At 52.1% G+C, this 6304-nt stretch carries 6 protein-coding genes; 5 read left to right on the top strand and 1 reads right to left on the bottom strand.

Features of this window, described 5'->3' with window-relative positions:
- Both macA and macB read left to right on the top strand, forming a co-directional pair.
- The coding region (macA, locus tag EQY_RS0111790) for a macrolide transporter subunit MacA (protein WP_001185098.1) at positions 1 to 686 on the top strand (686 nt) is incomplete at its 5' end.
- The gene (gene macB / locus EQY_RS0111795; RefSeq protein WP_000188119.1) at positions 683 to 2629 is read left to right on the top strand and encodes a macrolide ABC transporter ATP-binding protein/permease MacB; all 1947 of its coding nucleotides are present in this window, start codon (positions 683 to 685) and stop codon (positions 2627 to 2629) included. The genes macA and macB, both read left to right, overlap by 4 nt.
- A 72-nt stretch (positions 2630 to 2701) precedes the next feature.
- Here macB and cspD read toward each other — a convergent pair whose 3' ends face one another.
- Positions 2702 to 2926, bottom strand: coding sequence for a cold shock-like protein CspD (cspD, locus tag EQY_RS0111800; RefSeq protein WP_000410785.1), 225 nt, complete (start codon positions 2924 to 2926; stop codon positions 2702 to 2704).
- Positions 2927 to 3075: 149 nt separating this feature from the next.
- Between cspD and EQY_RS26785 the strand changes: the two genes are divergently transcribed.
- The 3 genes from EQY_RS26785 (at position 3076) to clpA (ending at position 5876) form a co-directional block, all read left to right on the top strand.
- On the top strand, positions 3076 to 3150 hold the full coding sequence (locus EQY_RS26785) for a hypothetical protein (RefSeq protein WP_212741843.1): 75 nt from the start codon (positions 3076 to 3078) through the stop codon (positions 3148 to 3150).
- 98 nt (positions 3151 to 3248) lie between these two features.
- Complete coding sequence (gene clpS, locus EQY_RS0111805) at positions 3249 to 3569, top strand: ATP-dependent Clp protease adapter ClpS (RefSeq protein ID WP_000520781.1); 321 nt, start codon at positions 3249 to 3251, stop codon at positions 3567 to 3569.
- Between the two features lie 30 nt (positions 3570 to 3599).
- Positions 3600 to 5876, top strand: coding sequence for an ATP-dependent Clp protease ATP-binding subunit ClpA (gene clpA, locus EQY_RS0111810; RefSeq protein ID WP_000934072.1), 2277 nt, complete (start codon positions 3600 to 3602; stop codon positions 5874 to 5876).
- Positions 5877 to 6304 lie beyond the last annotated feature (428 nt).

The raw sequence follows: 6304 nt of genomic DNA on the forward strand, positions 1-6304 counted from the left end.
GGGACGGCGACCCCGCCGCGACGGAGATGGCTGTGAAACAGGCGCAAATCGGCACTATTGACGCGCAAATCAAGCGCAATCAGGCCTCTCTCGACACCGCTAAAACCAATCTTGATTACACCCGCATCGTTGCCCCGATGGCTGGGGAAGTCACGCAAATCACCACTCTGCAAGGTCAGACGGTGATTGCCGCACAACAAGCACCGAACATTCTGACGCTGGCGGATATGAGCACCATGCTGGTAAAAGCGCAGGTTTCTGAAGCGGACGTCATTCACCTGAAGCCGGGGCAAAAAGCCTGGTTTACGGTGCTTGGCGATCCGCTGACGCGCTACGAAGGGCAGATTAAAGACGTGCTACCGACGCCGGAAAAGGTTAACGACGCCATTTTCTACTATGCCCGTTTTGAAGTCCCAAACCCCAATGGTTTGCTGCGACTGGATATGACCGCACAGGTTCATATTCAGCTCACCGATGTGAAAAACGTGCTGACGATCCCTCTGTCAGCGTTAGGCGATCCGGTTGGTGATAATCGTTATAAGGTTAAATTGTTGCGTAATGGTGAAACACGCGAGCGTGAAGTGACGATTGGCGCACGTAACGATACCGATGTTGAGATTGTCAAAGGGCTGGAAGCGGGCGATGAAGTGGTGATTGGTGAGGCCAAGCCAGGAGCTGCGCAATGACGCCTTTGCTCGAATTGAAGGATATTCGCCGCAGCTATCCCGCTGGGGATGAGCAGGTCGAGGTGCTGAAGGGCATCAGCCTTGATATTTATGCCGGTGAGATGGTGGCGATTGTCGGCGCTTCGGGTTCTGGTAAATCGACCCTGATGAATATTCTCGGCTGCCTGGATAAAGCCACCAGCGGCATCTATCGCGTTGCCGGCCAGGATGTTGCCACACTGGACGCCGATGCGCTGGCGCAACTGCGCCGCGAGCATTTTGGCTTTATTTTCCAGCGTTACCATTTGCTTTCGCATTTAACCGCCGAGCAGAACGTTGAAGTACCCGCCGTCTATGCCGGTCTTGAGAGGAAACAGCGACTGCTGCGCGCCCAGGAGTTACTGCAACGACTGGGGCTGGAAGACCGCACAGAATATTACCCTGCGCAGCTTTCCGGCGGTCAGCAACAGCGCGTCAGTATCGCGCGGGCATTGATGAACGGCGGGCAGGTGATCCTTGCCGATGAACCGACCGGCGCACTGGACAGCCATTCTGGCGAAGAGGTCATGGCGATCCTGCATCAGTTACGCGATCGCGGGCACACGGTGATTATTGTCACCCACGATCCGCAGGTCGCTGCTCAGGCCGAGCGGGTGATCGAAATTCGCGACGGCGAAATCGTGCGCAATCCGCCCGCTATTGAAAAGGAGAATGTTGCTGGCGGGACGGAGCCTGTAGTCAAAACGGCGTCTGGCTGGCGGCAGTTTGTCAGCGGTTTTAACGAGGCGCTGACGATGGCGTGGCGGGCGCTGGCAGCGAATAAAATGCGTACTTTACTGACCATGCTGGGGATTATTATCGGTATTGCGTCGGTGGTTTCTATTGTCGTGGTGGGCGACGCCGCCAAACAAATGGTGCTGGCGGATATTCGTTCTATTGGTACGAATACTATTGATGTCTATCCCGGGAAAGATTTTGGCGATGACGATCCGCAATATCAACAGGCGCTTAAATACGACGACTTAATCGCTATTCAAAAACAACCGTGGGTCGCCTCTGCCACCCCCGCTGTCTCGCAAAACCTGCGCCTGCGTTATAACAATGTTGATGTAGCTGCCAGTGCCAACGGCGTGAGCGGCGATTATTTCAATGTCTATGGCATGACCTTCAGCGAAGGCAACACCTTTAATCAGGAGCAACTCAACGGTCGCGCGCAGGTCGTCGTTCTCGACAGTAATACCCGCCGTCAGCTTTTCCCGCATAAAGCGGATGTGGTTGGCGAGGTGATTCTGGTTGGTAATATGCCAGCGAGGGTCATCGGCGTAGCGGAAGAAAAACAGTCGATGTTTGGTAGTAGTAAAGTGCTGCGCGTGTGGTTGCCTTACAGCACGATGTCCGGGCGAGTTATGGGACAGTCGTGGCTTAACTCAATTACCGTAAGAGTGAAAGAAGGCTTTGACAGCGCCGAGGCGGAACAGCAACTGACGCGTTTGTTGTCGCTGCGTCACGGCAAAAAGGATTTCTTCACCTGGAACATGGACGGCGTCTTGAAAACCGTCGAAAAGACCACACGTACTTTACAACTGTTTCTGACGCTGGTGGCGGTGATTTCGCTGGTGGTTGGAGGCATTGGTGTAATGAACATTATGCTGGTGTCAGTGACCGAGCGAACGCGGGAAATTGGCATTCGCATGGCTGTGGGGGCGCGAGCCAGCGATGTACTGCAACAGTTTCTGATCGAAGCCGTGCTGGTTTGTCTGGTGGGTGGCGCGTTGGGGATCTCTCTTTCGCTGTTAATCGCTTTCACCTTGCAGCTTTTTTTACCCGGCTGGGAAATTGGCTTTTCTCCGTTGGCGCTGCTGCTGGCGTTTCTTTGCTCGACCATTACCGGGATTTTATTCGGCTGGCTGCCTGCGAGAAATGCGGCACGGCTGGATCCAGTGGATGCTCTGGCGCGAGAGTAGTATTTGAGATAAAAATGCCAGCCGATCGGGCTGGCATTTTGCCTGTAGGATGTACACAATGAGACAGAAGAGCTATGCGACTGCCGCTTCTACTTCGACGGGCACAATAACACTGGCATGATTGCCTTTTGGCCCCTGGTGGACATCAAACTGAACGGATTGCCCAGCTTTTAGCGTTCTGTAACCATCCATCTGGATGGTGGAATAATGAGCGAAAATATCTTCGCCGCCGCCTTCAGGGCAGATGAAACCAAACCCTTTGGCATTGTTGAACCACTTAACAGTACCCTTTTCCATGCTTCGACATCCTTCGCAAATCTTATACAAGTAAGATGGAATAAACCGGGGTCAGAGAGGGGGCAGTTCAAAACCTCGCCAACTCTAGAAATACAATTTAGAGAAATAGGGCGAGTCGTCAAGCGTTTGACAGGGGCCAGGGGGTAGGTATGCATCAAAAATTTGAAGCAGTTAACGCTATTGACAGTAATGTGACTGATGTCGCTGATGCCAACGATAGATGATACTTATCTATTATGTGGAGTAGATTGGTCAGGCAAATAAGCTCTTGTCAGCGGCAGAGCGTTCTGCCGATAACCGTAACCGAAGATGATAACTGACAATGGGTAAAACGAACGACTGGCTGGACTTTGATCAACTGGCGGAAGAAAAAGTGCGTGACGCGCTAAAACCGCCATCTATGTATAAAGTGATATTAGTCAATGATGATTACACTCCGATGGAGTTTGTTATTGACGTGTTACAAAAATTCTTTTCTTATGATGTAGAACGTGCAACGCAATTGATGCTCGCTGTTCACTACCAGGGGAAGGCCATTTGCGGAGTCTTTACCGCCGAGGTTGCAGAAACCAAAGTGGCGATGGTGAACAAGTACGCGAGGGAGAACGAGCATCCATTGCTGTGTACGCTGGAAAAAGCCTGAATGCAGGCATAAAAATTGGGGGAGGTGCCTATGCTCAATCAAGAACTGGAACTCAGTTTAAACATGGCTTTCGCCAGAGCGCGCGAGCACCGTCATGAGTTTATGACCGTCGAGCACTTGTTACTGGCATTGCTCAGTAATCCGTCTGCTCGGGAGGCGCTGGAAGCATGTTCCGTGGATCTGGTGGCGCTCCGTCAGGAACTGGAAGCCTTTATTGAACAAACCACACCCGTTCTGCCTGCCAGTGAAGAGGAGCGCGACACACAGCCGACGCTGAGTTTTCAGCGTGTACTGCAACGTGCGGTCTTCCATGTTCAGTCCTCCGGTCGCAGTGAGGTTACCGGTGCGAATGTTCTGGTTGCTATCTTTAGCGAACAGGAGTCACAGGCGGCGTATCTGTTGCGCAAACATGAAGTCAGCCGTCTCGATGTGGTGAACTTTATTTCTCATGGCACGCGTAAAGACGAGCCATCTCAGTCTTCTGAACCAGGAAACCAGCCGAGCAGTGAAGAACAAGCTGGTGGGGAGGACCGTATGGAGAATTTCACGACTAACCTGAACCAGCTTGCACGCGTGGGAGGAATCGACCCGCTGATTGGTCGTGAGAAGGAACTGGAGCGCGCCATTCAGGTTCTCTGTCGCCGCCGTAAAAACAACCCGCTGCTGGTCGGGGAGTCTGGCGTCGGTAAAACCGCCATTGCGGAAGGTCTTGCCTGGCGTATTGTTCAGGGCGATGTACCGGAAGTGATGGCTGACTGTACGATTTACTCCCTCGATATCGGTTCTCTGTTAGCGGGCACCAAATATCGCGGCGACTTTGAAAAACGTTTCAAAGCATTGCTTAAACAACTTGAGCAGGATACAAACAGCATCTTGTTTATTGATGAGATCCACACCATCATCGGCGCAGGTGCAGCCTCTGGCGGTCAGGTGGATGCAGCTAACCTGATCAAACCGTTGCTCTCCAGCGGTAAAATTCGCGTAATTGGTTCGACAACCTATCAGGAGTTCAGCAACATTTTCGAGAAAGACCGTGCTTTGGCGCGTCGCTTCCAGAAAATTGATATTACTGAACCGTCGATCGAAGAAACTGTTCAAATCATCAACGGCCTGAAACCGAAGTACGAAGCGCACCACGACGTGCGTTATACCGCGAAAGCGGTGCGTGCGGCGGTAGAGCTGGCGGTGAAATACATAAACGATCGTCATCTGCCGGATAAAGCGATTGACGTTATCGACGAAGCGGGCGCTCGCGCACGCCTGATGCCGGTAAGCAAGCGCAAGAAAACGGTCAATGTGGCGGATATTGAGTCCGTGGTAGCCCGTATTGCGCGTATTCCAGAGAAGAGCGTTTCTCAGAGTGACCGCGATACGCTGAGAAACCTCGGTGATCGCCTGAAAATGCTGGTCTTCGGTCAGGATAAAGCCATTGAGGCGCTGACTGAGGCTATCAAGATGGCGCGTGCGGGTTTAGGCCACGAACATAAACCGGTCGGTTCGTTCCTGTTTGCTGGTCCAACTGGGGTCGGGAAAACCGAGGTGACGGTACAGCTTTCCAAAGCCCTGGGCATTGAGCTTTTACGCTTTGATATGTCCGAGTATATGGAGCGTCATACCGTCAGCCGCCTGATTGGTGCACCTCCGGGATACGTTGGTTTTGATCAGGGTGGTCTGCTGACCGATGCGGTGATCAAACATCCGCACGCGGTGCTGCTGCTGGACGAAATCGAGAAAGCGCATCCGGACGTATTCAACATTCTGTTGCAGGTGATGGACAACGGCACGCTGACCGATAACAACGGACGCAAGGCAGATTTCCGTAACGTGGTGCTGGTGATGACCACCAACGCCGGGGTACGTGAAACCGAGCGCAAATCTATTGGCCTTATCCACCAGGATAACAGCACCGATGCGATGGAAGAGATCAAGAAGATCTTTACGCCAGAGTTCCGTAACCGTCTCGACAACATTATCTGGTTCGATCATCTGTCAACCGACGTAATCCATCAGGTGGTGGATAAATTCATCGTCGAGTTGCAGGTTCAGCTGGATCAAAAAGGAGTTTCTCTGGAAGTGAGTCAGGAAGCACGTAACTGGCTGGCCGAGAAAGGTTACGACCGGGCAATGGGTGCACGTCCGATGGCTCGCGTCATTCAGGACAACCTGAAAAAACCGCTCGCTAACGAACTGCTGTTTGGCTCGCTGGTGGACGGCGGTCAGGTCACCGTTGCACTGGATAAAGAGAAAAATGAGCTGACCTACGGGTTCCAGAGTGCGCAAAAGCACAAGGCGGAAGCAGCGCATTAATCTGATTGTTAGGTAGGTTGGTGAAGTCCGTAATCTCGAAAGAGGTTACGGACTTTTTGTTTATGGGGTGGAGGAGGTTCAGACCCTTTTTTTAATGATGATGGTAAGTTGTTGATAATTAGTCCTGCGGGAAGGTAAGGATAAAAAAGGGTGGTAGCAGGAAAATGAGATGGTTTTGCTTTATTAACAACGGGCTAAACGTGTAGTATTTGAGTTCACTGCTGTACAGGCAGCTTAGAAAGTGCGCTTTAGCGAGGAATCAAAAGCCATTCGGTTCACTGCCGTACAGGCAGCTTAGAAATTCACAGGTAACATACTCCACCCGCCCACCATGTTCACTGCCGTACAGGCAGATAAAATGCGAAAAAAAGCTCGCACTTTCGTACGAGCTCTTCTTTAAATATGGCGGTGAGGGGGGGATTCGAACC

Source organism: Escherichia sp. TW14182 (assembly GCF_000208525.1).
Lineage (GTDB): Bacteria > Pseudomonadota > Gammaproteobacteria > Enterobacterales > Enterobacteriaceae > Escherichia > Escherichia ruysiae.